22 protein-coding genes and 1 pseudogene are annotated in these 24,564 nt (G+C 71.0%); 10 read left to right on the forward strand and 13 right to left on the reverse strand.

Going from position 1 to position 24,564, the window contains the following annotated elements:
- The first annotated feature begins 337 nt into the window (after positions 1-337).
- Positions 338-1,624 carry a S1 family peptidase gene (locus tag I004_RS32440; protein ID WP_486579754.1) on the forward strand — a complete coding sequence of 429 codons (1,287 nt, stop codon included), beginning with the start codon at positions 338-340 and terminating at the stop codon, positions 1,622-1,624.
- A 52-nt stretch (positions 1,625-1,676) separates the two neighbouring features.
- Here the strand turns inward: I004_RS32440 and I004_RS0105605 are convergent, their stop codons facing one another.
- From I004_RS0105605 to I004_RS0105615, 3 genes are all read right to left on the reverse strand, one after another.
- Positions 1,677-3,800, reverse strand: a complete 2,124-nt coding sequence (locus I004_RS0105605; protein ID WP_486579755.1) for a neutral/alkaline non-lysosomal ceramidase N-terminal domain-containing protein — start codon at positions 3,798-3,800, stop codon at positions 1,677-1,679.
- A 112-nt stretch (positions 3,801-3,912) separates the two neighbouring features.
- The gene (locus I004_RS0105610; RefSeq protein WP_028434667.1) at positions 3,913-4,986 is read right to left on the reverse strand and encodes an LLM class flavin-dependent oxidoreductase; all 1,074 of its coding nucleotides are present in this window, start codon (positions 4,984-4,986) and stop codon (positions 3,913-3,915) included.
- Positions 4,987-5,205: 219 nt separating this feature from the next.
- Positions 5,206-5,721, reverse strand: a complete 516-nt coding sequence (locus tag I004_RS0105615) for a lytic polysaccharide monooxygenase (RefSeq protein ID WP_028434668.1) — start codon at positions 5,719-5,721, stop codon at positions 5,206-5,208.
- A 391-nt stretch (positions 5,722-6,112) separates the two neighbouring features.
- Here I004_RS0105615 and I004_RS0105620 point away from each other — a divergent pair, with 391 nt between their 5' ends.
- Positions 6,113-6,490 carry a thioredoxin domain-containing protein gene (locus I004_RS0105620; protein ID WP_028434669.1) on the forward strand — a complete coding sequence of 126 codons (378 nt, stop codon included), beginning with the start codon at positions 6,113-6,115 and terminating at the stop codon, positions 6,488-6,490.
- A 20-nt stretch (positions 6,491-6,510) separates the two neighbouring features.
- Here the strand turns inward: I004_RS0105620 and I004_RS0105625 are convergent, their stop codons facing one another.
- From I004_RS0105625 to I004_RS0105635, 3 genes are all read right to left on the reverse strand, one after another.
- On the reverse strand, positions 6,511-7,095 hold the full coding sequence (locus I004_RS0105625; protein WP_486579756.1) for a DoxX family protein: 585 nt from the start codon (positions 7,093-7,095) through the stop codon (positions 6,511-6,513).
- A gap of 22 nt (positions 7,096-7,117) precedes the next feature.
- Positions 7,118-8,197: an ATP-dependent DNA ligase gene (locus I004_RS0105630; protein ID WP_028434671.1), complete on the reverse strand. Its 1,080-nt coding sequence runs from the start codon at positions 8,195-8,197 to the stop codon at positions 7,118-7,120.
- 78 nt (positions 8,198-8,275) lie between these two features.
- Positions 8,276-9,055, reverse strand: coding sequence for a GntR family transcriptional regulator (locus I004_RS0105635; RefSeq protein WP_106965267.1), 780 nt, complete (start codon positions 9,053-9,055; stop codon positions 8,276-8,278).
- Positions 9,056-9,156: 101 nt separating this feature from the next.
- On the opposite strand from I004_RS0105635, the gene I004_RS32445 reads away from it, so the two are divergent.
- The 5 genes and pseudogenes from I004_RS32445 to I004_RS0105655 all read left to right on the forward strand — a co-directional run bounded on the left by I004_RS32445 (position 9,157) and on the right by I004_RS0105655 (position 15,004).
- Positions 9,157-10,572, forward strand: coding sequence for an MFS transporter (locus I004_RS32445; protein ID WP_078510858.1), 1,416 nt, complete (start codon positions 9,157-9,159; stop codon positions 10,570-10,572).
- The gene (gene manD / locus I004_RS0105645; RefSeq protein WP_028434673.1) at positions 10,515-11,723 is read left to right on the forward strand and encodes a D-mannonate dehydratase ManD; all 1,209 of its coding nucleotides are present in this window, start codon (positions 10,515-10,517) and stop codon (positions 11,721-11,723) included. Before I004_RS32445 ends, manD begins: the two co-directional genes overlap by 58 nt.
- A gap of 97 nt (positions 11,724-11,820) precedes the next feature.
- Positions 11,821-12,095, forward strand: a pseudogene (locus I004_RS40175) (GNAT family N-acetyltransferase); the annotation flags it as partial.
- A gap of 128 nt (positions 12,096-12,223) precedes the next feature.
- Positions 12,224-13,255: a non-homologous end-joining DNA ligase gene (ligD, locus tag I004_RS0105650; RefSeq protein ID WP_028434674.1), complete on the forward strand. Its 1,032-nt coding sequence runs from the start codon at positions 12,224-12,226 to the stop codon at positions 13,253-13,255.
- Between the two features lie 150 nt (positions 13,256-13,405).
- A complete protein-coding gene (locus tag I004_RS0105655) occupies positions 13,406-15,004 on the forward strand; it encodes a serine/threonine-protein kinase (RefSeq protein ID WP_037975056.1) in 1,599 nt (532 codons plus the stop codon).
- Between the two features lie 33 nt (positions 15,005-15,037).
- Here the strand turns inward: I004_RS0105655 and I004_RS0105660 are convergent, their stop codons facing one another.
- Positions 15,038-15,673 carry a TetR family transcriptional regulator gene (locus tag I004_RS0105660; RefSeq protein ID WP_028434676.1) on the reverse strand — a complete coding sequence of 212 codons (636 nt, stop codon included), beginning with the start codon at positions 15,671-15,673 and terminating at the stop codon, positions 15,038-15,040.
- A 144-nt stretch (positions 15,674-15,817) separates the two neighbouring features.
- Between I004_RS0105660 and I004_RS39800 the strand changes: the two genes are divergently transcribed.
- Positions 15,818-15,976, forward strand: a complete 159-nt coding sequence (locus tag I004_RS39800; RefSeq protein WP_199779331.1) for a hypothetical protein — start codon at positions 15,818-15,820, stop codon at positions 15,974-15,976.
- An 11-nt stretch (positions 15,977-15,987) separates the two neighbouring features.
- Complete coding sequence (locus I004_RS0105670) at positions 15,988-16,326, forward strand: DUF4190 domain-containing protein (RefSeq protein WP_486579757.1); 339 nt, start codon at positions 15,988-15,990, stop codon at positions 16,324-16,326.
- Positions 16,327-16,330: 4 nt separating this feature from the next.
- On the opposite strand, the gene egtD is transcribed toward I004_RS0105670, so the two are convergent.
- From egtD to egtA, 4 genes are all read right to left on the reverse strand, one after another.
- Positions 16,331-17,332 carry an L-histidine N(alpha)-methyltransferase gene (gene egtD / locus I004_RS0105675; protein WP_028434678.1) on the reverse strand — a complete coding sequence of 334 codons (1,002 nt, stop codon included), beginning with the start codon at positions 17,330-17,332 and terminating at the stop codon, positions 16,331-16,333.
- On the reverse strand, positions 17,332-18,186 hold the full coding sequence (gene egtC / locus I004_RS32450) for an ergothioneine biosynthesis protein EgtC (protein ID WP_051344735.1): 855 nt from the start codon (positions 18,184-18,186) through the stop codon (positions 17,332-17,334). The genes egtD and egtC overlap by 1 nt, the downstream gene beginning before the upstream one ends.
- Entirely contained in the window at positions 18,186-19,544 is a 1,359-nt protein-coding gene (egtB, locus tag I004_RS0105685; protein ID WP_028434679.1) for an ergothioneine biosynthesis protein EgtB, read from the reverse strand. The genes egtC and egtB overlap by 1 nt, the downstream gene beginning before the upstream one ends.
- A gap of 120 nt (positions 19,545-19,664) precedes the next feature.
- Positions 19,665-20,885, reverse strand: coding sequence for an ergothioneine biosynthesis glutamate--cysteine ligase EgtA (gene egtA, locus I004_RS0105690; protein WP_028434680.1), 1,221 nt, complete (start codon positions 20,883-20,885; stop codon positions 19,665-19,667).
- A gap of 134 nt (positions 20,886-21,019) precedes the next feature.
- On the opposite strand from egtA, the gene ligD (I004_RS0105695) reads away from it, so the two are divergent.
- Entirely contained in the window at positions 21,020-21,970 is a 951-nt protein-coding gene (gene ligD / locus I004_RS0105695; RefSeq protein WP_051344736.1) for a non-homologous end-joining DNA ligase, read from the forward strand.
- 34 nt (positions 21,971-22,004) lie between these two features.
- On the opposite strand, the gene I004_RS0105700 is transcribed toward ligD (I004_RS0105695), so the two are convergent.
- Together I004_RS0105700 and I004_RS0105705 are read right to left on the reverse strand one after the other, a co-directional pair.
- Complete coding sequence (locus tag I004_RS0105700; protein WP_028434682.1) at positions 22,005-23,477, reverse strand: dihydrolipoyl dehydrogenase family protein; 1,473 nt, start codon at positions 23,475-23,477, stop codon at positions 22,005-22,007.
- Positions 23,478-23,601: 124 nt separating this feature from the next.
- Entirely contained in the window at positions 23,602-24,501 is a 900-nt protein-coding gene (locus I004_RS0105705) for a universal stress protein (protein WP_028434683.1), read from the reverse strand.
- Positions 24,502-24,564 lie beyond the last annotated feature (63 nt).

A 24,564-nucleotide genomic window follows, 5' to 3' on the forward strand; every position in this document is an offset into this window, starting at 1 on the left:
ATGCGAGCGGTGGTCGTGCGAGGACAGCACGGTACTCCCCGGTACATCACCGGTCGCGCCCGCCCCTCAAAGGGCCAAGAGACCCTGAAAAAGGGGCAGTTCAGGCGTGGTGGCGTGTGATGCGCTAGCGCTCCCCCGTGCGGTCCGGTGGCTGCCCGCCCGTTCCCGCTGGAACCCGCTGACCCTACCGCCTCAAGGGAAACGGCGGGGGAAACTCACGGACATTGAGCGGTCTCAACTACGAAACGGGCGGAGCGAGTACCTGTGGAGAACCATGGCGTGCCACTGCGCCGAGCCGGCAATGAGGCGCCGGTCCACACCCAGGGAGGTCAGTGAGTTGAGCCATCGACGCAAGGACAAGAAGCGGGCGTATGTGATAGCCGGCGCAGGCACCGCGGCACTGGCGACGGCCGCAATCATGCTGCCGTACGCGAACGCAGGGCAGCAGGAACAGCCGGGTCCACGCACGATGAGCGCAAAGGCCGCCGCTGCGATGGGCACGAAACTGGCGGACGAGAACGGGGCGAGGACGGCCGGCTGGTTCATCGACAGCAAGGCCAAACGCCTGGTCATGAACGTCCTCGACGAGGAGACCGCTCAGCGCGTCCAGGAGAGCGGCGCCCAGGCCAGAATCGTGCAGAACTCCAAGGCGGAGCTGAAGAAGGTCAGCGACACCCTCGCCAACGGTGCTTCGGTGGCGGGCTCGGCCTGGTCGGTCGACCCCCGTACGAACAAGGTCAACGTGCTCGCCGACAGCACCGTCGACGACGAAGAGTGGGCCTCGCTGAACAAGACGGCCGCAGGCATGAACGGCATGATGTCGGTCAAGCGGACCGCCGGTAAGTTCCAGAAGTTCCACGGCAACGGCGGCGTCGGCCAGAGCGACGCCGGCGACCAGGGCGCCGGCAACGGCGCCGGGGACGAAGGCGCCGGCCAGGGCGACGAGGGCGCAGGCGCTGGCGAGGGCGGCCAGGCCGCTGCCGAAGGTGTGCTCGGCGGCGACGCCATCTTCGCGGAGGGCACCCGCTGTTCGCTCGGCTTCAACGTCCAGGTGGACGGAGCGCCGGGCTTCCTGACCGCGGGCCACTGCGGCAACGCCGCGCAGAACTGGACCTCCGACGAGGCAGGGGCGCAGGCACTCGGCTCCATCACCGACTCGCAGTTCCCGGAGACCGACTTCGCGATCGCCACGCTGGACGACGCGCAGGCCGAGGCGACCAGCGCCGTGAACCTCGACCCGCTGGGTGAGGGCCAGGGCGGCACGCAGGAGATCACCGGCGCCGCCGAGGCCGCCGTGGGCATGCAGGTGCAGCGCAGCGGCAGCACGACCGGCGTCACCGACGGTGAGGTCACCGCGCTGGACGCCACCGTCGACTACGGCGGCGGCGACGTCGTCAACGGCATGATCCAGACGAACGTCTGCGCCGAGCCCGGCGACAGCGGCGGCGCGATGTTCTCCGAGGACCAGGCCGTGGGTCTGACCTCCGGCGGCAGCGGCGACTGCACGCAGGGCGGCGAGACCTTCTTCCAGCCGGTCACCGACGCGCTGGAGGCGACCGGCGCGACGATCGGCGAAGGCGGCGGGGAGGCCGGACAGCAGGAAGAGCAGCAGCAGCTGCAGTAAGTAAGGCCGGCCGGGCAGTAAGCACTGCCCGGCCGCCCCCACGGGCGTCCCGTCAGCCGCTCACGGTGAAACCAGAACTGGTGCCGGAGATGGCTTTCGGGTCGCCCGCGACCGGTTTGGCGTCGCCCTCGTAGGTGATCCTGTACTCGCCGGAGGCCGTCCCCTCGGGGATGTCCCAGGTGACCGTCACCTTCGAGGCGGCGATGCCGTAACGCTCCCAGCGGAAGGTCGTCGACCAGTCACCGTCGTCCGCGACGGTGCGCCATTCGCCGCCCTTCCGTGCTTCCACGCGCAGATAGGTCCCGCCCCGGTGGAGCACGTTGCCGGGGTGGGCCCCCGCGAACACCACCGTCACCCGCTCTCCCGCACGGTAGTTGGCGCGCGGAGCCGTGAGCACGTCACCGAACTCGTGCGACAGGGGCGGTGCGTCCAGCACGATCGGCGGCTGAAGGGAGATCGTCTTCCCGGAGATGTCCGGCGCGACCGGCCCGAGCGGCAGACTCTTGCCGTCCCGCATGGCACGGGCGAGCTGTGCCGCCGTCTGCTGGATCGCGGGCAGCTGCCAGCGCCCGAAGAGGGTGCTCCCGCCCTCGTACTGCTGCGAGTCGTACTCGTCTGGCGTGGTGAGGTAGTGGAAATATGAGTTGGCGTAGCCCGCGACGAGTACGTCCTTCACCTCGGCACCGACGCCCTCCGCGACCGTGCGGCGCAGCCGCAGCCCGGCACACACGGTCACCTCGCCGGGAACACCGATCAGGTACAGCTGCCCGATGCGCACCAGCTGCACCGGCACCTGCTCCTGGACCCACGGGTAGATGCGGTTCATCTCGCCGACGGGGGCGACGATACCCTTCGGCGCCTGCGCCTCACGCAGTTCGGGTGAGGCCTCGTAGATGATCGAGTCCGAGATCTTGTCCCAGAGGGGGTTCTCGCCCTCTTCGAACCCGGGGAACGCCGGGCCGTCCTCGAGGCTGCCGGCCGCCATCGACGCGCCGATTGCCGGCTTTGCGGTCTTGTGCTGCTTGCCGTCCCCGGTGAATTCGGGCTCGACGGTCACGTCGGACAGGTCGATGTAGACGAGCCGCGAGTCCACGCCTCCGCTCATCTTCGTTCCCCGCTGGTCGAGTTGGCCCGCGGCGGCCTTGTACTGGCGCAGGCCGCACTCGCGGGTGTGCCCGAAGTCGGCGGGCGTCGTCGGCGGCTTCAGATCGAGGTTCGGTGACATGTCGCCGGCATTGGTCTGCGCGAACGCGGAGACGAAGTCCGGCGTGGTGCCGTCGAGATAGTCGGCTCCCTCGACCTCGCGCTCCCAGTGATAGGCGGCGTAGCCCTTGTTGTCGGCGCTGATCAGCTTGTTGTCGCCGGACATGCTGGTGCCGTGCACGGCGAACCAGTTGACCGCCCCCACGGCCTGCCCATCACGCTCGATGCGAAGCAGCGTGCTCTGCGGATCGATGCCGTCGGGGAAGTGGCCGCGCAGGTCGGAGGGATTGCGCTCGAATGCCTCGCGTGACCTGTTCGCACTGGTTCCGGTCAACTCCGTGTGCGTGAGGGTGAGTTCGGAAGGTGCGGCGTCCTCGTGGGCGCGGGTCGCGGCCTCGACGATGCCGTCCGTCATGGCCTCGAACGTCTTCTTGTGGAACCCCAGCGTGGTGAGGTCGTAGAGCAGGTGGTGCGAGGAGCCGCCCGGTCCGCAGTGGGTGTGGGTGGCGGTGAGCATGACGTTGCGGTGGGTGTAGAGGTCGCCGTACTTCTCCCCGAGTCTGCTGAGCACGGCCTGGTGCACGCTCTCGAAGATCATGGCCGTGTCGACGACGACGAGGAGGACGCGCTCCTGCGTCTCCTGGTCCGCGAAGACGAACGCACGGGCGCGCAGGCGGGTATGGAGACCTTGCGCCTGCTGGTCGACGCGGCCGTAGCCCATCATGCCGACCTCGGCTATCTCGCCGGTGGCGTCGACGACGCCGCGACCGACGAGATAGCCGCTGCCGACGGCTGCGTGCACGGTGTTCTGCGACTGCGAGGCCTGGGCGCCCGGCGTGATGCCGGCCAGGCCGAGTCCGGTCAGAGCGGCGCCGGCACGCAGTACGGTGCGGCGGCTGCTGCGGGGGCCCGGAGGGGGGTCGTGCTCCGGTTGCCCGGCGGACTGGGGGGTGTGGGGGTGGGTGCTACTCAACGGGTGCTCCTCGGTAGGGCTACTTCCCGGTAACTGCCCGTTGAGCATCCCATCGTGTAACGCACGCCACAATGCGCGTGCGGGGATTGGTCGGAACCAATCCCGGGGCGACTCAGCCGCGTTGAGCGACCAGCGACGCGTGCGTCGGGGCGTCCGGCACTCCGGCGGGCCGGCGCGCGGCGAACTCCTTGCGCAACTCGGGCACCACTTCCTCGCCGAGCATGTCCAGTTGCTCCAGCACGGTCTTCAGCGGAAGGCCGGCGTGGTCCATGAGGAACAGCTGCCGCTGGTAGTCACCGAAGGACTCGCGGAAGGTGAGGGTCTTCTCGATGACCTCTTGCGGACTTCCCACCGTCAGCGGCGTCTGATCGGTGAACTCCTCCAGCGTCGGCCCGTGCCCGTAGACCGGCGCGTTGTCGAAGTAGGGGCGGAACTCCCGCACGGCGTCCTGGGAGTTCCTGCGCATGAAGACCTGCCCGCCGAGCCCCACGATCGCCTGCTCCGGGGTGCCGTGCCCGTGGTGTGCGAAGCGCTCACGGTAGAGCCCGATGAGCTTCATGTAGTGCTCCTTGGGCCAGAAGATGTTGTTCGCGAAGAAGCCGTCGCCGTAGTACGCGGCCTGCTCCGCGATCTCCGGGCTGCGGATGGAGCCGTGCCAGACGAACGGCGGCACACCGTCGAGCGGGCGCGGCGTGGAGGTGAAGCCCTCGAGCGGCGTGCGGAAGCGGCCCGCCCAGTCGACCACGTCCTCGCGCCACAGTTTGTGCAGCAGCGCGTAGTTCTCGATCGCCAGCGGGATGCCCTGCCGGATGTCCTGTCCGAACCAGGGGTAGACGGGCGCGGTGTTGCCGCGGCCCATCATCAGATCGACGCGTCCGTCGGACAGGTGCTGGAGCATCGCGTAGTCCTCGGCGATCTTCACCGGATCGTTGGTGGTGATGAGCGTCGTCGAGGTGGAGAGGACGAGGCGTTCGGTGCGTGCGGCGATGTGGCCGAGCATGGTCGTCGGCGACGAGGGCACGAAGGGCGGATTGTGGTGCTCGCCCGTGGCGAAGACGTCGAGGCCCACCTCTTCGGCCTTCAACGCGATCGCGACCATCGACTTGATCCGCTCGTGCTCGCTCGGCGTGCGGCCGTCGGTGGGATCGGTCGTGACGTCCCCGACGGTGAAGATCCCGAACTGCACCACTCTCACCCTCTCGCCGGCTCCGCGGAGCCATTAGTTCACTGTTGAACTACACAGTCCCACCAGTCTCCCACGCGGTCTTCTTCCATGGTCGCGCGGAGGTGCCGCGGGCGGCGAAGCGCCAGGACACCCGCCGCGAGAGGGCCCGGCCGCACATGACGGCGCCGCCGGAGAGACCTCCTCCGGCGGCGCCGCGGCGGATCAGCAGACTGGTCCTCTTCAGCCGATGTTCACATCGACGCAGGCGTAGAAGGCGTTGGCCGTGTCGGCGATGTTCCAGACGGCGAGCACCTTCTGCTTGCCCTTCAGACCGCCGAAGTCGACCTGGTGCGTGACGGTCTCCCCGGGCTGCGCACCGCCGTCGTCGAACTCCGCGATCTTCGAGCCGCCGACGAAGTACTGCCAGGTGCTGGTCGAATGACGTGCCGTCAGACGCCACTGGAAGCTCGTCGAGCTGCCGACGTTCGTGACCGCCCAGCCCTTCCCGTCGTCATCCAGCTCGGCGAACCGCGAATTGCCGCCGCTGCAGCTGGTGAGCCCCTTGGGCCCCTCGACGCTCTGCGGCTCCCACGTGATGTCCCCGCACTCGACCGTGCCGGCGGCACACTGCGCCTGACGGCTCGGCGGCGAGTTGACGTAGCCGTGCGCGCTGGCCGGGGACGCCGGCAGCGTGAGGACGAGCAGGGGCGCGATCCCCGCCCCGATTCCGGCCGCGAGCTTTCTCTTGAAGTTCATGGCAACTCCTTCACGGTCCGGCCGACGGCAAGCGGCGAGGAGGGGAGGACACACAGGTGCCGCACACCCTTACGGACGGCCTCGTTGAGAACGGAGGCGATGTGAAGGCACGCCCCGTCAGCGGCGAAGGGCAGCCGTGGGGAGTTCTGACGGCTTCGAGCTGGGGGACCCGGTATTCACGCTCGCCATTAGTCTAGACCATAGCGATGGTCTGCCCTCGGTCAAGAGTTCCGGGAGACATTCATGACAGCGCTTGCGGAACATCGGGGCCGGACGAGCGGTTTACGCCGCGTGCGACCGTGGGAACGCGGTCCGGGACTCCCGGCCTCAAGCGCCGGTCCCGGCCGAGGGCCGTCACGGTCCGACACCGTCTTCAACAGCAGGAGAGCACATGAGCACCACGGAGCTCACCAAGGACAACTTCGACGACGTCGTCGCTGACGACGGCTTCGTACTGATCGACTTCTGGGCGGGCTGGTGCGGTCCGTGTCGCCAGTTCGAGCCGGTCTACGAGGCTGCCGCCGAGCGTCACTCGGACCTGACGTTCGCCAAGGTGGACACCGAGACCGAGCAGGAGCTGGCCGCGGCCTTCGAGGTCCAGTCGATCCCCACGCTGACGATCGTGCGGGACCGCATCGTCGTCTTCTCGCAGCCGGGAGCGCTGCCCGAATCCGCCCTCGAGGACCTGATCGGGCAGGCCCGGAACCTGGACATGGAAGAGGTACGCCAGTCCGCCGCCGCACCGGAGGACGAGCCGTCCGACCAGTGAGGCCGGCCGGACGCGGGTGATCAGCCCGGCTGAGTGCCCCTCTCCTCCTCGGCGTCCCGCAGGACGCGCGCCCGCCGGGAGATGACGCAGGCCGCGGCGGCCGCCGCGGCGACGAACGTCACCGCCGGCATCCAGGGCTGGTTGAGCCGGTGACCCAGGAGGTGGTCGAGGGAGAGGCCGCCCGGGCCCGAGAGTGCGAGCGCCGACCCTGCCAGCCCCATGAACGCCGGAAACTCCAGTCCACCCTGGTCGTTGAAGAACCCCGCCGGCGCGTGGATCGAGGCGGCACCCGCCATGGCGGCCGCAACGGCAGCGCCGGCTCCGGGAGTTCCCAGGCCCAGTGCGAGCAGCGTTCCGCCTCCGGCCTCACCGAGGCCGGAGGCGAGGGCGTTCGCCCGTCCCGGCCGGAAGCCGGCCTGCTCCATGAACTTGCCGGTCCCCTCCAGGCCGTGACCGCCGAACCAGCCGAAGAGCTTCTGCGTACCGTGTGCGAAGAGCACGCCTCCGGTGCCGAGGCGCAGCGCGAGGAGTCCGATGTCGTGGCGGATGCTGTGGATGCGGTGACTGCGCCGGTGATGTCTGCGATGGCACATCAGGTGGCCCATGGCGTCGTCCCTTCTCAGGTGCTCAGGTGGGGGTCTCCGGGGACTCGGTCAGCATGCGGGACAGGTCGTAACTGACGGGCTCTTCGAGCTGGGAGTAGGTGCATCCCTGCGGATCGCGGTCGGTGCGCCAGCGCCGGAACTGCGTGGTGTGCCGGAAGCGGTCCCCCTCCATGTGGTCGTAGGCCACCTCGCAGACCCGCTCGGGGCGCAGCGGTACCCACGAGAGGTCCTTCGTGCCGCTCCAGCGGCTCGGCGCACCCGGCATGCGGCTCTGCATGTGGGCCTCCTCGCTCTGCCAGCGCGCCCACGGGTGCGCCGCGGGGTCGGACATCCGCAGCGGTTCCAGCTCGTCCATCAACTCGCGGCGCCGCTTCATGGTGAAGGAGGCGCAGACCCCGACGTGCTGGAGCGTGCCGGAGTCGTCGTAGAGGCCGAGCAGCAGCGAACCGACGCCCTCACCGCTCTTGTGCGGGCGCAACCCCGCGAGGACGCAGTCCGCCGTTCGCTCGTGTTTGATCTTCACCATCAGGCGTTCGTCGGGCCGGTAGGGCAGGTTGGGCGCCTTGGCCACGAGTCCGTCGAGCCCGGCGCCTTCGAACTGGTCGAACCACTGCCTGGCCAGGTCGATGTCGGTGGTCGCGGGGGCCACGAAGACCGGGTCGCGCGCCGGGCGCAGTGCGCGCTCGAGGATCGTGCGGCGCTCCTCCAGTGGCGTCTCCATGAGCGAGTCGTCGCCGAGCGCGAGTATGTCGAAGGCGACGAAGGACGCCGGGGTCTGCTCGGCGAGCATCCGCACCCGTGAGTCGGCAGGGTGGATGCGCTGGCCGAGGGCGTCGAAGTCGAGCCTGTCGTTGCGGGCGACGACGATCTCCCCGTCCACGACGCAGCGCTCGGGGAGGTTCGCAAGCAGCGCCGTGACCAGTTCGGGGAAGTAGCGCTTGAGGGACTTGCCGGTTCGGCTGCCGATCTCGGTCTCCTCGCCGTCGCGGAAGACGATGGCGCGGAAGCCGTCCCACTTCGCCTCGTATTGCATGCCCGCCGGAATCTTCGAGGCGAGCTTGGCGAGCATCGGCTTGACGGGCGGCATCACCGGCAGATCCATGCCCAGCACTGTATTCCCGCGCGGGCGCGCCCGCCTGCTCTGCGCGTAACGGGAGGAACGCAGGCAAGCGCGGCGGTGTCAGTCCCCTCCGGGGGCCGCTCCTTCGGGGGCCGCTGCCCGGCCACGGGCGGAGCGCCTCGGCGGATGGGGCACCGAGGCGTCCTCGTCGCTGAAGAGCTCCGGATGCCGGGCGCGGATCTTCCCGACGTCCGAGAAGACCAGACGGAGGTGGGAGCGGAGCGCGTCCTCCGCCCCGTCGAGATCGCGCTCGGCGAGCAGGTCGACCACCGCGCGGTGCTGGCCGATCAGCAGGGACAGCTGCTGCGTGAGCGGAAGGGAGAGCCGGCGCGCCCGGTCGAGCTGCGTCTTGGCCTGGCTCACAACGGGCCAGGCGTCCCCGTGTCCGCTCACGGCCATCAGCCGGGCGTGGAACTCCTCGTCCAGGCGGAAGAAGCCGTCGGTGTCCTCCCGCCGTTCCGCTTCCGCCTGTCCGTCGAGGAGGGCGCGCAGGGCAGCGATGTCGTCCTCCGTCACAACGTCGACGGCATCCCGCAGGGCCGCGCACTCGAGAGCTTCGCGGACGAACTGCGCGGAGGCCACGTCCTTCTCCCGTATGCGGGAGACGAAGGTGCCCAGCTGCGGATAGACGTCGACCAGCCCTTCCTCGCGGAGGAGGATCAGGCTCTCCCGCACCGGGGTGCGGCTCACCCCCAGTTCGGCGGCCAGGTCGTTCTCCGACAGCGGTGTCCCAGGCGGCAGTTCGAGGGCGACAACACGGGAGCGCAGCAGCCCGTGGACCAGCCGTCTCGTGTTGCGCCCCTGGGCACGCGCGGCGCTCAGTCCCCGTATCGAGTCCACTCCCGGCCTCCGTCGAACTGTTGACGCTTACTGGAACACTTGTATGGTAGCCGACACGACTCAGCCGTATGGCTCTTTTCAGCCGTTCAGGAGGCGGATCCATGTCCGGACACCCAGGCGCCGCGCAGCCAGGCCCGCGGGGGCTGCGGCGGACCGTGGGAGCGTCCGTCGTCGGCACGATCGCCGAGTACTACGACTTCTTCATCTACGGGACGGCCTCGGCGCTCGCGTTCAACAAGGTCTTCTTCCCCGACGTCGACCCCACTGTGGGCACGCTCGCCGCCTTCTCGACCTACGCCGTGGGCTTCTTCGCACGGCCGCTGGGCGGCCTGGTGTGGGGGCACGTGGGCGACCGGATCGGCCGGAAGAAGGCCCTGGTGTACACGCTGCTGCTCACAGGGCTCGGAACCTTCGTGGTCGGTCTGCTGCCCACGTACGACCAGATCGGCATCTGGGCCGCGGTGGTCCTGGTCCTCGTCCGTCTCATCCAGGGCTTCGGCGTGGGGGGCGAGCAGGGCGGTGCCGTGCTGCTGACCGCCGAGGCGGCACCACCGCCACGCCGCGGCTTCTACGCGTCCCTGGTGCAGCTGGGATCACCGGCCGCCTACCTCATCCCCACGGGGCTCTTCGCCGTCCTCACCGGGACGCTCTCCGAGGAGGCCTTCCTCTCCTGGGGCTGGCGGGTTCCGTTCCTGCTCTCGGCACTCGTGGTCGTCGTAGGGCTGTTCATCCGGCTCCGGGTCGAGGAGTCCGCGGAGTTCCTGGCGGAGAAGGAACGGAGTCCGGCGAAGACGAAGGCTGCCAATCCGGTGCGGACGCTGATGCGGGACAACCGCCGCGAGGTCCTCGGCGGGCTCCTGGTCAAGTTCGTCGAGGCGGCCGTCTTCCCCTTCTACACGGTCTTCCTGGTGGCCTACGCCGAGGACCAGGGCGTGGATTCCGCGATGGTCCTCGACGCGGTCATCATCGCGATCGTCGCGGAACTGGCGATGATCCCGCTGCTCGGCCGGCTCACCGACCGCGTCGGGAGGCGACCGGTCTATCTGGCAGCCGCCGTGCTGAATCTGCTGCTGGTGGTACCGGCGTTCGAGGCGGTGCAGACCGGCAACATGGCCGTGATCATCGTCCTGCTCGTGGCCGGGCTCGCCCTGGGTCACGCGGGTACGTACGCGCCGCAGGCCTCGTTCTTCCCCGAGCTCTTCCCGGCGGCCACGCGCTACAGCGGCGTATCGGTCGTCTGGCAGTTCGGGTCGATGATCGCCAGCGGTCCGTTCACGGTGGCGGCGACCGCCCTGCTGATCGCGGGTGACGGCTCGTACGCCTGGGTCGGGCTGTACGTCGGCGCTCTGATCGCAGTCAGCATCGTCGCGCTGTTCTTCGTGCCGGAGACCGCCCCCGGTCGCCGGGGCGGCAGGGAGTACGCGGCCTGGCCGCACATGTCAGGGAAGGACGCGAGCGAATGGCCGCCATCACAGGGGCAGACGTCATCGTCACCTCGCCCGGCCGGAACTTCGTAACACTCAAGATCACGACGTCCGACGGTGTCACCGGGCTCGGCGACGCGACGCTCAACGGCCGGGAACTCGCGGTGGCCTCCTATCTGCGGGACCACGTGGTGCCGCTGCTGAGCGGACGGGACCCGGCCCGCATCGAGGACATGTGGCAGTACCTCTACAAGGGCGCGTACTGGCGCCGCGGGCCCGTGACCATGACCGCGATTGCCGCTGTCGACACCGCCCTGTGGGACATCAAGGGCAAGGTGGCCGGCATGCCGGTGCACGACCTGCTCGGCGGGCGTGCCCGCGAGGGCGCCATGGTCTACGGGCACGCCAGCGGCGCCACCGTGCCCGAACTGCTTGACGACGTCGCCCGGTTCAGGGATCTGGGCTACCGGGCGGTGCGGGCCCAGGCCGCCGTTCCCGGCGTCTCCGGCACCTACGGAATCCGCCGCGGCTCGCTCTACGAGCCCGCGGCGGCTGCCCTGCCCGAGGAGCAGCCCTGGTCGACCGAGGCGTATCTCGACTTCGCGCCCGGCTACCTCGCTGCCGTGCGCGAGAAATTCGGGTTCGGGCTGCATCTGCTCCACGACGTGCACCACCGGCTGACACCGACGGAAGCCGGGCACTTCGGACGCAGGGTGGAAGACCTGCGTCTGTACTGGATGGAGGACCCCTCCCCCGCGGAGGCCCAGGAGAGTTTCCGTGACATCCGCCGGGCGACCACGACCCCGATCGCCGTCGGCGAGGTCTTCAACTCCGTCTGGGACTGCCGGCAGCTCATCACCGAGCGCCTGATCGACTACATCCGTGCCTCCGTCGCCCACGCGGGAGGCATCACCCACCTGCGGCGCATCTTCAACCTCGCGGAGCTGTACCAGGTGCGTACGGGATCGCACGGGGCGACGGACCTGTCGCCGGTGAGCATGGCGGCGGCCGTCCATCTCGACGTGACCGTGCCGAACTTCGGCATCCAGGAGTACATGGAGCACGACCCGCTCACCCACGAGGTGTTCCGTCCCTCCTACGAACTGCGGGACGGGGCCCTGTACCCGTCGGACGACCCCGGGCTCGGCGTGGAACTCGACGAGAAGGCCGCTGCGCGCTTTCCGTACGAGCCGAGGTATCTGCCGGTCAGCCGCCGGCTGGACGGGTCGGTGCACGACTGGTGACTCGACGGCGGAAGCCGCCGCGCAGCGGGGCGGGGTGCGGGCCCGCTCCCCTAGAGTGATGCGCGTTCGTGTCCGGCCGGGGTCCGGCCGGGGGACCGAGGAGCAGGGCACGGGGGCAGGCCCTGCCGCCGTCCGCGCCGTTCCGCGGGCGGCGGAGGCGTCGGGTGAGCACCACGTCGTCGTCCTGGGCCACCCGGCCTACTACCCCAGGTTCGGTTTCACCCGGGCCTCCCTCCACGGCATCGGCCTGCCCATCGAGGCCCCGGACGAGGCGGGATGGCACTCGCGCTCGGGGCCGGCCGCCGGCTACCGGCTACCGGCTACCGGCTACCGAGCGGGACCGTGCGCTACGCCGTGCCGTTCGGCATCTGAGGCCCGGCGGTGCGGGAGCCGCGGCCCCCGCACCGCCCTTGCCTGCACTGCCCCGCCGCACGGCTGCAGTTCGAAGCTTTACCGTCCGCCGGGAGGCGATCCGGCACAGGGCCGCATAGCGTTGCGGCATGGGTGAGGCGGTGGAGCTTACGGTCGGCGGGCAGAAGGTGCGGCTGTCCAGCCCGGACAAGGTCTACTTTCCCGAGCGCGGGCTCACCAAGCTTGACGTCGCCCGGTACTACGTGACCGTCGCGGACGGCATCGCACGTGCGCTCTTCGAGCGGCCGACCACTCTCGAGCGGTATCCGGAGGGCATCGGCGGCGAGTCGTTCTTCCAGAAGCGCGCTCCCAAGAACCTCCCCGACTGGATCCCCACGGCCAGGATCAGCTTCCCCAGCGGACGGCACGCGGACGAGATCTGCCCGACTGGTCCCGCGGCCGTGCTGTGGGCCGCGAACCTCGGCTGTCTGACCTTCCACCCGTGGCCGGTGCGCAGGGCCGACACCGACCACCCGGACGAGCTGCGCATCGACCTCGACCCGCAGCCGGGCACGGACTTCGGCGACGCGGTACGTGCGGCGCAGCAACTCCAGCCGCTGCTGGAGGAGTTGGGACTGCGTGGCTGGCCGAAGACCTCCGGCGGCCGCGGACTGCACGTCTTCGTGCCCATCGAGCCCGAGTGGAACTTCGCGCAGGTGCGGCGCTCCGCCATCGCCATCGGCAGGGAACTGGAGCGGCGCGACCCGTCCCGCATCACCACGGCGTGGTGGAAGGAGGAGCGCGGCAGCCGCATCTTCGTCGACTACAACCAGACGGCGCGGGACCGCACCATCGCCAGCGCCTACTCCGTGCGCCCCAACCGCCGTGCCACCGTCTCGGCGCCGCTGCGCTGGGAGGAGCTGGGCAGCGCGCATCCCGACGACTTCGACGTGGTGACGATGCCGCTGCGGTACGCCGAAGTCGGAGACGTGCACGCGCAGATGGACGCGCACCGCTGCCGCCTGGATGCGGCCCTGGAGCTGGCCAACAGGGACGAGCATGAGCACGGGCTCGGCGACCTTCCCTATCCGCCCGAGCACCCGAAGGTGAAGGGCGAACCGAAGCGCGTACAACCGAGCAGGGCGAAGCGCACCAACACCTCCGAGTCCTCCGGTAGTTGACGCTCCCTGACGGCCCGTCGGCGAAGCGGTGCCCGAACCGCGACCGCGGCCCGGCCGGAACCGACTGTCCGGTCCGCCGCCCCAGCCCCCGTACGGGCAGCTAGGGTTCACCATTGGAACGGGTGTTCAAGGGGGATCGGGGAGTACGAGGTGACCGACGAGGACCGGCTGCTGGCGGGGAGGTACCGGCTCTCCCGGCAGCTCGGCCGCGGGGGCATGGGGACGGTGTGGCTCGCGGGCGACACGCTGCTGGACCGGCACGTGGCCGTCAAGAAACTGCATGTGCCGCCACATCTGGACGACGACGAGAGGACCAGGCTCTACGAGCGCACGCGCCGCGAGGCGCGCAGCGCGGCCCGGATAAGCCATCCCGGGGTCATCGTCGTGCACGACGTGGTGGAGGAGGACGGGCTGCCGTGCATCGTCATGGAGTACGTGCCCTCGCGTTCGCTCAGCGATGTCCTGCGCGAGGACGGGCCGTTGGCGCCCGAGGCCGCGGCCCGCACGGGAGTGGCGATGGCCTCGGCGCTGCGTGCCGCCCACGCGGCAGGGGTGCTGCACCGCGATGTGAAGCCCGCCAATGTCCTGCTGTCGCAGGACGCGGAGCGCATCGTCCTCACCGACTTCGGCATCGCCGCGGCCTCCGGCACGACCACTCTCACTCGCACCGGGGAGTTCGTCGGCTCCATCAACTACGCGGCCCCGGAGCGGATGCAGGGCGGCGAGTCGGGCCCGGCCGCCGACGCATGGGCACTGGGCGCGACACTCTACGAGGCGGTCGAGGGCATCGCGCCGTTCCACAGGAGCACCTGGGTGGAGACGGCGTACGCCACGGCCAGCGAACCGCCGCGCACCATGGAACAAGCCGGTGTCCTGGGCGAGTTGATCGAAGCGCTGCTCGCGAAGGACCCGGCGGACCGGCCGACGCTCCAGCAGGCGGAGGAGTGGCTGGCCGGCTCGACGGGCACCGTGGCGCTGCCTCAGGGCGCACCATGGAACGAACGTGAGCAGACGGCGGCAGGCTCGAGGCGGGACGGGGCGCGGGAACCCACGCCTACCCCCGCCCCGACCCCCGTCACTCCCCCCGCTCCCGCCCCGGCCCTCGCCGCTCCGCGGCGGCGCCGGTCGCGTGCCGCCGCGTGGGCCGTGTGCGCGGTGGTGGCCGTGGCCGCCGTCGCGGGCGGCGGCTGGTGGCTGAAGCGGGAGGCCGGAGGCTCGGACGGCGGTCCCGGCAAGCCGGGTCCGTCCGCCTCCCACTCCGGTCCGTCCCAGTCCGGGCCCCCTCCGCGTCCACCGGTCGCGGAGGGCTACCAGCGCGTCAAGGAGGACCTCGGCTTTTCCGTGGACGTGCCCGAAGGCTGGACGCGGCAGGAGAAGCCGGGCGGCCAGGAGGTCGACTTCCTGGGCGGCCCGTCAGGTCGTACGGACCTGAAGTTCAGCGTGCTGGACTTCGCGGGCAACAGCCCGCTCAAGCACTGGCGCCGGCTGGAGCCCGAGGTCCGGGCGAAGTCGCCGGGCTACCGCAACCTCCGTATGAACGCCACGACTTACCAGGGCCGGAAGGCCGCCATCTGGGAGTACACGTGGCAGGGCCGTGCACGGACCTACCACGCCGTGGACCTCGGCTTCGGCGAGGAGGGCCAGCAGCATTACGCGCTGTACCTCTCAGCGCCGGACGCCGAATGGGGCGCTTCCAAGAAGCACTTCGACATGGCGGTGAAGACCTTCCGCATCACCAAGGGCAGTTGACGGGGCAGTGGCCGGCGGTCCGCCGGCCACTGCTCAGCCGTCCTGCCAGTGCCGCCGGCCGGTGCTGACCAGCAGCAGCTGCCGCCGTGCGGTGTGCGCGACGCTCTCCTCGTCCGGTCCCTCGCCGAGTGCGGCGTCCAGGAATGCCGACGCCGTCATGACCATGTGGTCGACGAAGAGTTCGCCGAGCATCCGCATGTCCTGGGCGCTCCATCCGGCCGAGACCTCGTCGGCGGCCAGCGCATCGGCGACCTCCTCGGCGAAACGGTCCAACTCGGCGCCTATGGCGGCCCGTACGGCCGGTACACCGCCGTGGCGTTCCCGCACGACGAAGCGGATGTGCGTCGGGTGCTCGCGTACGTAGCGGGCGATCGCGGTGACGGTGCGCTCGATGCGTGCGGCCTCGTCGGCGGGGCCGGAGAGGATCTCGCGCACGACGTCGTGCAGTGATCCGAGCGACTCCTCGACGAGGGCGACTCCCAGATCGCTCATGTCCCTGAAGTGCCGGTAGAAGGCGGCCGGAGCCACTCCCACGACACGCGTGACCTCGCGCAGGCCGAGACTGCTGAGGCTCTGGTGCTCCAGCAGCCGCAGGCCCGCGTCGAGAAGGGCGCTGCGGGTCCTGGCCTTCTGTGTCTCCCGGGCGGTCGGCGTGGAGGTGTGGCTCATGTCATTGAGTAAACAGGTGTTCTCGCTCCTCTGCCAAGGTAACCTGTTCTCAGTGAACAGTTGTAACTCCAACTGTTCACTGAGAAGTGGAGAGGCGGACGGTCGAATCCGCGATCACCGCAGCTCCGAGACGAAAGGGCAGACATGATCTTCATCGTTGCCGCACTCCTCCTGCTGGGACTCCTGGTGGGAACCGCGGCGCACATCCCGCTGCCGGCGACCCTCGCCGCAGCCGCGGCCATCGGTGCCTGGCTGCTGATCTTCGCCGTCCGTGAGCGCAAGCACCACCGTCAGGGGAGCTGACCGTGAACGCCATGAACACCCTTGTCCGGCCCGGCACTTCGAACCCGAAGGCACACGAGGTGAATGACTCGCAGACCGCCGGCGAACAGCCCCGCACCGCGGCCGCGGCACGCCTGCGTGACGCCGACGGCATGGCCGTCGCCTCGTTCGTCATGGGCCTGGCCGGGCTGCTCGTCTTCAACCTCCTCCTCGGCCCGTGCGCCCTGGTGCTCGCCGGCCTCGCCCTGATGCGCGGCACGACGCGCCGCACCCGGGCGGTGCTCGGGCTGACGCTCGGCGTCGCCGACCTCGCCGTGCTCGCGACGGTCGCCGCCGCCGACCAGTCGCTCTCGTGGAGCATCACCGGCTGAGCGGTTACGTTCCGGGCCGGGCCGGCGACGGCTCGGCCAGCAGGAGCGCGAAACGTCCCTCCTCGTCCGTCCACCAGTGGCTCAACGCGAAGCCGCCACGCGCGAGTTCGTCCGTGAACGGGGCCCGGCGGAACTTCGCGGCGATCTCCGTGAGGATCTCCTCGCCCTCCTCGAACTCCGCGGTCATGCCCAGGGCGGGCAGCTCCACGGCCTGCGCACGGAGCGAGCGCAGCCGCATCTCGATCCGCTCCTCCTGCTCGTTCCACACCGCGACGTGCTGGAAGGCGTCCGGGTCGAAGCCGGCGCCGAGCCGGCGGTTGAGCACCCGCAGGACGTTCTTGTTGAACTCGGCCGTCACGCCCTGAGCGTCGTCGTACGCGGGGACGAGCACCTTCGGGTCCTTGACCAGGTCGACGCCGAGCAACAGGGCGTCCCCCGGCCGGAGTTCGGCGCGCAGCGCGGCGTAGAACGCGGGCCGCGCCTCACCGTCGAGGTTGCCGAGGGTCCCCCCGAGGAAGGCCACCAGACGCGGCCCCGGGGCGGCGTCCGGGTCCGGCATCCCGAGGTCGGTCTCCAGGTCGGTCACGCAGCCGGTGACCCGCAGATCGGGGTAGTCGCGGCACAGCTGCTCGCCGGCCTCGCGCAGCGCGTCGTCGCTGACGTCGAGCGCGGCGTAGGACTCCAGGGTGCCGTGCCGCAGCAGGCTGTCGAGCAGCAGCCGCGTCTTGCGCGACGACCCCGAACCCAGCTCGACGAGGGTGCGGGCACCGGTCGCCGCGGCGATCTCGTCGCGGCGCTCGGCGAGGATCGCGTGCTCGGCCCGCGTCGGGTAGTACTCGGGCAACTGCGTGATCTCTTCGAAGAGTTCGCTCCCGCGGCCGTCGTAGAACCACTTCGGCGGCAGCGTCTTGGGGCGGCCGGTGAGCCCCTTGAGCACGTCGGTGTGGAGCGCGTCGGTGAAGTATCCGTCGGGCAGACGGCGGGTGAGGTCGAAGCAGCCCGTCATCAGGATCTCCTCGCGTGAATGCCGGTGACGCCTCCGGACACATGTGCCGGAGGCCGCTCTGCGGTGTGGACCAGGGGGACGGTGCGTACGGACGAGACAGTGGCCACGAGCAGCGAATCCTCGGGGACCTCCTGCCAGCCGGCCTCGGATTCGTCGGCGGGGGCGTCGTCCGGCTCGGAGGCGACGCGCACGCTTCCGGGCCCGGTGCGGTACCACAGGGTGTCGCCGCAGCGGGTGGCCCAGACGGTGCGGCCGTCCGTGAGAAGGAAGTTGAGCCGGGCGCCCGGGCGTATGCCCCTGATGCGCACCGCGAGCCACGCGAGGGCGTCCTCTGCCGGCTCACCCCCGCGGATCCTGCTCGTGAGCAGCGCCCACAGCAGCGCGGAGTCGCAGCGGGCCTCCAGCCCGAGCAGTTCGGCCGGCGCCATGGCCAGGCCGAGGTCCTCGACGAGGCGCTCCCAGTCCCGCACGGCGCCGTTGTGGCTGAAGAGCAGCCGTCCGTCCGCGTACGGTGCCGCCGCGGTCTCGTCCTGAGCGGTGCCCTCGGTGGCGTCGCGCACAGCGGCGAGCACTGCTGTGCTGTGCACCGCCCGCGTGAGGTCGGGAAGGTTCACGTCGGCCCAGACGGGAACGGCTCGGCGGTAGCGAGCGGGGAGTTGCCCGTCCCCTGCTGCCGCGTGCCCGCCCTGCGGCTGTGGTGTGGGGTACCAACCCAGCCCGAAACCATCGGCGTTGACGGTCCCGTACCGCTGCATGCGGGGAGCCCATGACTGCTCGTACAGTCCGCCCGGGGGACGGATCACGAGGTCGGCCAGGGACGATGCCGGCCCGAGGTAGGCGAGATGGCGGCACATCAGCCCGCTCCTCCGCTGCTGCGCGCCGTGCGGAACCCGGCGAAGATCTGGCGGCGCACCGGCAGGTCCCAGTTGCGGAACGTGCCCCGGCAGGCGACCTCGTCGGTGCCGAACGACCCGCCGCGCAGCACCTTGTGGTCGCCTCCGAAGAAGACCTCGGAGTACTCGCGATAGGGGAAGGCCCTGAAGCCCGGGTAGCCGGTGAAGTCCGAGGCCGTCCACTCCCACACGTCGCCGATCAGCTGCCGGGCACCGCACGGTGCGGCACCGGCCGCGTAGGCGCCGGCGGGTGCGGGCCGCAGATGGCGCTGGCCCAAGTTGGCGCGTCCTTCGTCGGGTTCGGCGTCGCCCCACGGGTAGCGGCGGGACTCGCCGGTCTCCGGGTCGTGGCGGGCGGCCTTCTCCCACTCGGCCTCCGTCGGCAGCCGGCGCCCGGCCCAGCGTGCGTACGCGTCGGCCTCGTACCAGCACACGTGCATCACCGGCTCTCCGGGCGGGACTCGCTCGGTGTAGCCGAAGCGGCGCCGCAGCCACGTCTCTCCGTCCCTGCGCCAGAACAGAGGGGCGGCCAGCTCCGTCTTCTGCACATACGCCCAGCCCTCGGGGTGCCACCAGCGCTCGTCCTGATATCCGCCGTCCTCGATGAAGCGCTGGTAGGCGCCGTTGGTCACGGGCACGGCGTCCAGGTCGAAGGCCGGGACGTCGACGGTGTGCGCGGGACGCTCGTTGTCCAGCGCCCACGGCTCGGTGGAGGTGCCCATGGTGAACGGGCCCGCCGGCACGTGCACTTCACCGCGCCTCGCGTCCGTGGCCCGGGAGGTGGGCGCGGGAGGATCGGGGGCGTCGAGCACGGCCGGACCGCGGCGCAGCTGATGCGTGGCGAGCATGGTCTCGTCGTGCTGCTGCTCGTGCTGGGCGACCATGCCGAAGACGAAGTCGCCCTCGAAGAGCGCACTGTCGACGCCGTCGGGCGGTGGCGCTGAGAGCACCTCCAGCGCGCGGGCGCGCACTTCGGCGATGTAGGCACGGGCCGCGTCGGGCGAGAGCATCGGCAGGGCGGGCCGGTCGGCGCGCGGCGTCCGGAACGCGTCGTAGACGGCGTCGAGATCGGGTCGCACTCCGCTAGTGCCGCCCGCCTCGCGCAGCAGCCACATGTCCTCCTGGTTGCCCACGTGCGCCAGGTCCCAGGCGAGCGGTGACATCAACTTGGAGTGCTGAGCGGTCAGTTCGGCCTCGTCCAGGCAGTCCGTGAGTGCTTCGGTGCGCCGCCGTGCCCGCTCCAGAGCAGCGAGCGCACGCTCACGGCCCGCGGGTGCGGCCTCGGCCGTGGTGGCCTGCGCGGCTGAGTGTTCGGACATCTTCGGGTGTCTCCTAATTAGTGAGTAGGCGGTTCCAGTTCAGCCACGGCAGAGGCTGCTGGACTGTCTCTCGGGGTGTGCACGCCTACGGGGGCGGGCGCGCGGCGATCAGCCGCGGTCTCAGCCGCGCATCGTGTCCAGTTGGTCGTGGGCGGGGCAGCGTCCGCGCTCGGAGTAGCGCTCGGCGAACTCGACGACCGCCTCGTGCACCACGCTGCCGTGGTCATTACGGGAGAGCGCGGACTCCGCGGCCGCGACGCACCGGCGCACCGCCGGTCCCAGCAGCGGGTCGGCGGGCCCGTCCCGCGCGGCGCGCTGCCACACCACCGGGTCGCACTCGAGGGGTTCCGTCGCTTCCCACGCGGAATCCGCGGCGACGGGGTCGTCCAACAGGCTCGCCGCGACGGCAGTGGCCGCGATCCAGCCGTCGCCGCACTGCGCGTCGATCATCCGCAGCTCCAGCCAGCCGCGCGGGCGCACCGGCGGGAAGAGCGTGCCCAGGTGATAGTCCAGGTCGTCGCGTGTGGGCGGGCGTTCCCTGTGGGCGCCCTTCAGCCAGGCGCGGAAGGAGAGCCGGGGCGGCGCCGTCCATTCGGCCGGCGGATCCCGCCGCAGGCACAGCAGTTCGGCGTCGAGCGCGTGCCGTGCCCAGCCTTCGCGGGGGTCGCTGTGCGCGCGGGGTGGGGCGGTGCGCAAGGGGTCGGCACGGGCCCACACGCTCTGCCGGGTGGAGACCCACCCGGTCGGACGGGAGCGCCACAGCGGCGAGTTGGCGAAGGCCGCCACCAGTACCGGGCCGAGCCGGTGTGCGAGCCGCCAGCGGTAGCGGTAGCCGGAGGGCCCGTCGGAGTCGTCACCCGCGTCCAGGCTGACCTGGACGGCGGCGGTGGCCCTCATCATCATCCGGCCCCAGGGGCCCGAACGGTCGAAGTGCGCCTCCATGGCGCGGTAGCGGGGATCCTCCAGCACCCGTGGCGGGCTGAGATACGGGTCGAGGCCCCGTCCGTAGAGCAGCGCCCCGGAGCTGCGAACCCGGTGACGCAGTACGGTCAGATCGGCGGCGGTGACGGCGATGCACTCGGAGAGCGTCTCGCCCGGCGGGGAGGAGACTTCGAGCTGACCGCCGGGTTCCCGTGTGAGTCTGCTCCCGCCCGGCAGGCCACGGGTCCACAGCGGGTCCAGCGCCTTCTCCAGCCTGCCGGGAGACACGGCGCGGGACGGCGCGGACCGGTCGCGGATGAGCCATTCCAGCTCCACTCCGACGCGGCGCGGCGGCCCGGTCTTGAAACAGATGCCGCCGACGTACGCGGCTGCTTCGTCCTCGTTCAGCACGGCATCCATGGGATCCGGCGCCTCCTGTGGATACGGACGGTGCGTGTGCGTTTGGCCCTGTGGAGTCCGAGACTGCTTCGGGGAAGCGCTGCGCGCAAGACGGCAGCACCCGGCGGGGTGTGGCCCCGGGTGACCCACGGGTGATGGACGAAACAGCCCGGAGAGGGCCGAATGGCGGTTTGCGCTGCAGGAGGTGGTCAACTCGTCGCGGCGTGAGGGACATCGAGATCAGCAGACCGGAGAAGGTGCTCTTCCCGGACGACGGGATCACAAAGAGCGAACTCGCCGACCACTACCGGCGCGTGGCCTCCCGCGCCGTACCACGGCTGCGCGGCCGTGCCCTGATGATGGAGCGCCATCCGGACGGCATCGGCGGGAAGCCGCTGATGCAGAAGAACGCCCCCGACTACTTCCCAGACTGGGTGCACACCGCCGAACTGCCCAAGGAGAACGGCACGGTGCGGCACGTGGTGTGCGACAAGGCCGACACCCTGGTGTACCTCGCCGGGCAGGCGTGCATCACCACGCACCGCTGGATGTCGAAGACGGACCGGCCCCACCATCCGGACCTGCTCGTCTTCGACCTGGACCCCAACGGCGGCGCGGACTTCGAGGACGTGCGGTGGGCGGCGTCGTGCGTGGGCGGACTGCTGGAGGATGTGGAGCTGCCGACGCAGCTGATGACGACGGGTTCGCGAGGGCTGCACGTCATCGCTGCCCTCGATCGCAAGTCGGACTTCGACTCCGTACGGGAATTCGCCCGCAGGGTCTCCCGGGTACTCGTGGCGCGCCATCCCGGCCGGCTCACCGACGAGCCCCGCAAGGCCGACCGCGGCGACCGCATCTACCTGGACATCCAGCGCAACGCCTACGCGCAGACGGCCGTCGCCCCCTATTCGGTGCGTGCACGGCCCGGCGCACCCGTGGCCACGCCGATCGGGTGGTCGGAGCTGGACGATCCGAAGCTGCGCCCCGACCGGTGGAACGTCCGCAACATCGCCGACAGGCTGGGCGAGGACGACCCGTGGGCCGGGACCGCCACCCGGGGCCGGTCCGTGCGGGCTGCGGACAGGCGCCTGTCGGCGCGGATCTGACGCCCGCACAACCGGACGGCCGGACGTGCCCGCGTCAGCCCCGGCAGGCCTCGAGCAGCCGCAGCCACACCTCGCTGACCGTGGGGTACGAGGGCACGGCATGCCACAGCCGCTCCAGCGGCACCTCGCCGGCCACGGCGACGGTCGCGGAGTGCAGCAGTTCGCTGACGCCCGGACCGACGAAGGTGACGCCCACGACCACCTCGCGGTCGATGTCGACGACCATGCGGGCGCGGCCCCGGTAGCCGTCGGCGTACAGCGCGGCGCCGGCGACCTCCCCCATGTCCAGGTCCGCCACGCGCACCCGCAGGCCCCGCTGTTCCGCCTCCGCGGCGGTCAGCCCGACCGACGCGGCCTCGGGGTCGGTGAAGACGACCTGCGGCACGGCGTCGTGGTCGGCGGTGGCGGCGTGCGCACCCCAGCGGTCGGTCTCCAGCAGTGGCACGCCCGCGGCCCGCGCACCGATGGCGCTCCCCGCGATGCGGGCCTGGTACTTGCCCTGGTGCGTGAGCAGGACACGGCCGTTGGCGTCGCCCACCGCGTACAGCCAGCCACCGTGCACGCCCGTCACCCGGAGGCTGTCGTCCACCGTCAGCCAGCCGCCCGGCTCGCAGCCCACCGTCTCCAGGCCCAGATCGTCGGTGCGTGGCTTGCGGCCGGTGGCGAAGAGCACCTCGTCGACCTCCAGCCTGCTGCCGTCGCTGAGTGACAGCGTGACCGGCCGGTCCGGGGAGGGCCGCTCCAGGCCCTCGACGGAGACGCCCGTACGCACCTTCGCCCCGGCCTCCGTGAGCGATTCGGCGACCAGCTCCCCGGCGAAGGGCTCCATGCGGGGCAGCAGCCGGTCGCCACGTACGAGCACCGTCACGTCGGACCCGAGTGCCTGCCACGCGGTGGCCATCTCCGCCCCGACCACTCCCCCGCCGACGACCGCCAGGCGTCCCGGCACCTCCTTGGACGACGTGGCGTCCCGGCTGGTCCACGGCCGCGCCTCGGCGATGCCCGGCAGGTCCGGAAGTGCGGCGCGGCTGCCCGTGCAGACGGCGACGGCATGCCGGGCGGTGAGCGTCCGGGACGAGCCGTCCGGCGTCTCGACGACCACGCGGCGGGGGCCGTCGAGGCGGCCGTGACCGCGTACGAGGTCGACCGCGACCGATTCGAGCCAGGCGACCTGGCTCCCGTCCTGCCAGTTCGAGGTGAACGAGGTACGCCGGGCGAGCACCGCGTTCGCGTCCAGTCCGCCGTCCACGGCCTGCGCGGCGCCGGCCACGCGCCGGGCGTCGGCCAGCGCCGCGACGGGACGCAGCAGCGCCTTGCTGGGCATGCACGCCCAGTAGGAGCAGTCGCCCCCGACGAGTTCGCTCTCGACGACGACCGCGCCGAGTCCCATGGCATGCGCGCGCTCGGCGACGTTCTCCCCCACCGGCCCCGCTCCGATCACGATGACGTCGTACTCGTCGCCGTCAAGCGCGCCGGTGGTCGGAGCGGTCGCCTCGGAGCGTGTCATGTCGGCCTCCACATGCTCGGTGCTGGAGTGGTGCGGGTGCGCGCAGGCGCTGGTCGTAAACGGTTCTGGAGGCCGGTGGAGTATTCGAGCGCCGGCGGGTGCGGCTTGGCTCGCCCGGGCCGGGTCAGCCGGTCTTGGTGGGCACCAGCACGACCGGGCAGTGGGCGTGGTGCAGCACCGCGTGCGCGACGGACCCGAGCTGCAGCCCGAGGCGGCGGTGCTGGTGGCGGTGCACGGCGATCACGAGGACGTCGGCGGCGCGGCTGGCCTCGATGAGGGTCGCGGCCGGGCTGCCGCCCTGTTCGTCGGCGCTGACCTCGACCCCCGGGTGGTCCTTGGTGACCGGGTCGACCATCGTGCGTACGAGGTCCGAGGCCGCGGAGCGGGCCTGCTGGGCCTCGCTGGGCGGCACTTGGAGCCTGCCGGGCATGCGGGGCTGGTGCCAGGCGTGCAGGACACGCAGGGACGAGCCGCGGCGGGCGGCCTCCTCGAAGCCGAAGCGCAGCGCGGGCTCGTCCGACTCGGAGTGCAGGCCCACCATGACGGTGCCGCGCTCGGTACCGCCACCCTTCCGGCTGTCGCCCACGACGAGCAGGGGGCCCTCGCAGTGCGTGGCGACGCGGAGGCTGACCGAGCCGATGAGCAGCCCGGCGAATCCGCCGTGCCCGCGGGTTCCTACCACGGTCAGTGCGGCGCTCTTGCTCGCCTTGACGAGGGTGTCGGCCGCCAGGGCCTCGGTGTGGATCTGCGCCATGACGCGCAGTCCGGGACGGTGTTCGTGGGCGCGCTTCCCCGCGTCGTCCAGGACGGTCGCCGCGGCGGCCTTGATGCGTTCGGTGTCCGCCTCCGTGACGGGGACCCTGGAGCGGCGCGGCCATCCGGCGGAAATCGCCATCTCGAGCGCGACGCCTCTCCGGCCCGCCTCCTCCGCGGCCATGTCGAGGGCGCGCAGCGAAGGTTCGGATCCGTCGACGCCGACGACCACGCGGCCTTCGGCGGCTGGGGCTGCGGAGCGGTCATTCATCTGGCGGCTCTCCTCGGGTCGGCTCGTCCGTATGTCCCAGTGTGCGGGATTCGCGCGAACGCC

The sequence above is a fragment of the Streptomyces sp. TAA486 genome (assembly GCF_000426165.1).

Bases quoted from the DNA above. Each gene is read 5' to 3' on its own strand.
- I004_RS0105620 (WP_028434669.1), top strand. From the start codon at position 6,113: ATGAGCACCACGGAGCTCACCAAGGACAACTTCGACGACGTCGTCGCT.
- I004_RS32445 (WP_078510858.1), top strand. From the start codon at position 9,157: ATGTCCGGACACCCAGGCGCCGCGCAGCCAGGCCCGCGGGGGCTGCGG.
- ligD (WP_028434674.1), top strand. From the start codon at position 12,224: ATGGGTGAGGCGGTGGAGCTTACGGTCGGCGGGCAGAAGGTGCGGCTG.
- egtA (WP_028434680.1), bottom strand. From the start codon at position 20,885: ATGGATGCCGTGCTGAACGAGGACGAAGCAGCCGCGTACGTCGGCGGC.
- I004_RS0105630 (WP_028434671.1), bottom strand. From the start codon at position 8,197: ATGGATCTGCCGGTGATGCCGCCCGTCAAGCCGATGCTCGCCAAGCTC.
- egtC (WP_051344735.1), bottom strand. From the start codon at position 18,186: ATGTGCCGCCATCTCGCCTACCTCGGGCCGGCATCGTCCCTGGCCGAC.
- ligD (WP_051344736.1), top strand. From the start codon at position 21,020: ATGGACGAAACAGCCCGGAGAGGGCCGAATGGCGGTTTGCGCTGCAGG.
- I004_RS0105660 (WP_028434676.1), bottom strand. From the start codon at position 15,673: ATGAGCCACACCTCCACGCCGACCGCCCGGGAGACACAGAAGGCCAGG.
- I004_RS0105625 (WP_486579756.1), bottom strand. From the start codon at position 7,095: ATGGGCCACCTGATGTGCCATCGCAGACATCACCGGCGCAGTCACCGC.
- I004_RS0105700 (WP_028434682.1), bottom strand. From the start codon at position 23,477: ATGACACGCTCCGAGGCGACCGCTCCGACCACCGGCGCGCTTGACGGC.
- I004_RS0105705 (WP_028434683.1), bottom strand. From the start codon at position 24,501: ATGAATGACCGCTCCGCAGCCCCAGCCGCCGAAGGCCGCGTGGTCGTC.
- I004_RS0105670 (WP_486579757.1), top strand. From the start codon at position 15,988: ATGAACACCCTTGTCCGGCCCGGCACTTCGAACCCGAAGGCACACGAG.
- egtD (WP_028434678.1), bottom strand. From the start codon at position 17,332: ATGACGGGCTGCTTCGACCTCACCCGCCGTCTGCCCGACGGATACTTC.
- I004_RS39800 (WP_199779331.1), top strand. From the start codon at position 15,818: ATGATCTTCATCGTTGCCGCACTCCTCCTGCTGGGACTCCTGGTGGGA.
- egtB (WP_028434679.1), bottom strand. From the start codon at position 19,544: ATGTCCGAACACTCAGCCGCGCAGGCCACCACGGCCGAGGCCGCACCC.
- I004_RS0105615 (WP_028434668.1), bottom strand. From the start codon at position 5,721: ATGAACTTCAAGAGAAAGCTCGCGGCCGGAATCGGGGCGGGGATCGCG.
- manD (WP_028434673.1), top strand. From the start codon at position 10,515: ATGGCCGCCATCACAGGGGCAGACGTCATCGTCACCTCGCCCGGCCGG.